The organism is Burkholderia sp. RF2-non_BP3, assembly GCF_001522185.1.
Taxonomy (GTDB): domain Bacteria; phylum Pseudomonadota; class Gammaproteobacteria; order Burkholderiales; family Burkholderiaceae; genus Burkholderia; species Burkholderia diffusa.
In genome coordinates this window covers 1-1,749 of sequence record NZ_LOSU01000018.1, presented here as the reverse complement: position 1 = coordinate 1,749, position 1,749 = coordinate 1, and the positions used below count along the sequence as shown (strand labels likewise).

The window sequence follows — 1,749 nt, the reverse complement described above, 5'->3', positions numbered from 1 at the left end:
CCGGATTTGACGCCGGTGAAAGATGCGGTCCGGCACGACACGGAGCAGCTCGAAAAGATGGCCGAGATCGTGCCGTCGCTGTATTCGCTGATCGACAAGTCAACGTATCAGGCGATTCTGGAGTCGGAAGACGACGCGCTGAAACAGCTCGACAAGCTCGAGCAGTCGGACAAATCGCTGTCGGGCGCGGAGAAAGCGGTGCTGGAAAAGCAGGAGGCGGCGCTGAAGGCGCAGCTGACGGCGGATTTCAAGATCAACGCGCATGTGGACCCGTCGAAGGTGCTGGAGTTCGGCAACCTGAATGAGTTGAAGCTGGTGGAGGACGTGCTCAAGCGTACGAAGGAGATGGCCGAGAAAGGCGAACTCGACGGTATCGACAAGAGTGTGATCGACGCCGCGACGAAGGCGTTGGCCAAGCAGGCGCATATGCTGGGCGCGTTGGGCCACTTGCACGGCATCGCCGAGGTGACGCTGATCTTCGGCGCGTTGGGCGAAGTGATGGAAAGGAATAACGTCACCGAGCTCAACAATGGCGAACGCCTGAATCTCACGATGATGAAGGCGCAGCAAAAGGACATGCAAAAGAAGTCGAACGACTACGAGAAGGCTGTCCAGAAGGCGGAGGAGCAGCAAAAGAAGGCCGAGCAGATGCAGAAGACGATGGGCTGCGTCGGCAAGATCCTGGGCTGGGTCGTCACCGCGGTCAGCGTGGCGGCAGCCGCCTTTACGGGCGGCGCCAGCCTCGCGTTGGCGGGCGTAGGCCTTGCGCTTGCGGCGGGCGATGAAATCTGTCACGCGGTCACCGGGAAGTCGTTTATTGACGAAGCGATGAAGCCGATGATGGATGCGGTCGTCAAGCCCATCATGAATTTTGTGTCGAAGGTCGCGACCCAGGCGCTGGAGGCGTGCGGCGTGTCCAAGGAGAAGGCCGAGTTTGCCGGCGCGATTATCGGTGCGGTGGTCACGGGTATCGCGATGGTGGCGGTCGCCGTGGTCGGCGGATCGCTCGTGAAGTCCGTCGCGTCCAAGGTGGCGGGGGTGGTTGCCGAGCAGGTCGCGAAGTTCATGGAGACGTCGCTGGGCAAGATGCTGAAGGAGGCCCTCGCGAATCTGAGCGAGAAAGTAGGTTTTGAGGAGTTCAGCGGCAAGACTGCGGCAGCGATGGGCCGGATGCGCAAGTCGTTGGGCATCACGGACGAGAACGTTGAAAAATTGATGACGCGCGGGCAGCAGGTGAATGTCGCGTTCAACGCGGGCAGCACCGTCGCGCAAGGCACGATGGACGTGCTGACCGCGAAGGCGGAGCTGAATGTCGCGAAGAAGAAGGCGGACCTCAAGATGGCCGAGTTCGATCTGTCGGTGCTCAAGCAACTGATGGACTCGGCCCTGCAGGTGTTCGCAGATCGCAACAAGGCGCTCGCGAGCGTGATGCAGGACATGGTGTCGGCGAACGCGGTTGAATTGACGACGGGACAGGCAATTCTCAAGAACCTGGCGCGATCGGTCTGATCGTTGCTTTGTAATAGATTTGATTCAAGGATAAGACTATGTCGATTGCAGCACAAATCTTCCAGCCGCGCGTTCGTTTTCAACCGTATCCGCCGAATGTTGACGCGACGGCCACTCAGCCTGCGGCTCAGAAAACCCGCGAACAAGCCGCGATGCTGGCCTCGGCGGCAGCTGGCGCCGCGCATCGGGCAACGGGCGGCACCGGAACCGAGTTGGCACGGCCCATCGTGCCGGCATCTG

General features: G+C 60.6%; 2 protein-coding genes. Both read left to right on the top strand.

The annotated features are described in order from the left end of the window. A partial coding sequence (gene sctE, locus WS45_RS08020; protein ID WP_156437080.1) for a type III secretion system translocon subunit SctE occupies positions 1 to 1,509 on the top strand: 1,509 nt, incomplete at its 5' end. Between the two features lie 38 nt (positions 1,510 to 1,547). After that, on the top strand, positions 1,548 to 1,749 hold a 202-nt coding region (locus tag WS45_RS34815), incomplete at its 3' end, for a hypothetical protein (protein ID WP_156437078.1).